This window comes from Haloferax sp. Atlit-6N, from assembly GCF_003383195.1.
GTDB lineage: Archaea > Halobacteriota > Halobacteria > Halobacteriales > Haloferacaceae > Haloferax > Haloferax gibbonsii.
The window spans coordinates 1-429 of sequence record NZ_QEQJ01000442.1; the positions used below are offsets into that span (position 1 = coordinate 1).

General features: G+C 70.4%; 1 protein-coding gene. It reads left to right on the top strand.

Features of this window, described 5'->3' with window-relative positions:
- Positions 1-97: 97 nt before the first annotated feature.
- Positions 98-429 (top strand): tRNA(Met) cytidine acetyltransferase TmcA domain-containing protein (locus tag DEQ92_RS23110; protein WP_115821834.1); only part of this gene is annotated, 332 nt, incomplete at its 3' end.

The window sequence follows — 429 nt, forward strand, 5'->3', positions numbered from 1 at the left end:
GCGGTCCCCCGATTGGCGAGAGCCCGTTCGACTCGATGCGGCTCGCTCCGCCGCGACCGAGCGCAATTCCCTTACTCTCGCGTCCCAATCCCGGCGTATGAACGTTGCCGCCCTCGCCGCGGACCTCCGCGCGGCAGCGCGTCGGACCGACCATCGACGCCTGCTCGTCCTCGCGGGCGATCGGGACGCCGGCATCGACGCCGCCTACGACGCCGTCGAGGGGGCCGAGATCCCTCCGTCGGAGACGACCATCGTCACGGCGCGGGAGGGGTTCAAATTCGACCGCGTTGACCCGCAGCAGGCGCGTGAACTCCTCGGGACGACGCGGACGGCCGTCGTCTGTGACGCCCACGAGTCGTTCTCGCCGAACGTCCTCGGGCGACTCGTCGGCACTGTCGACGGCGGCGGCCTATTTATCCTCCTCACGCC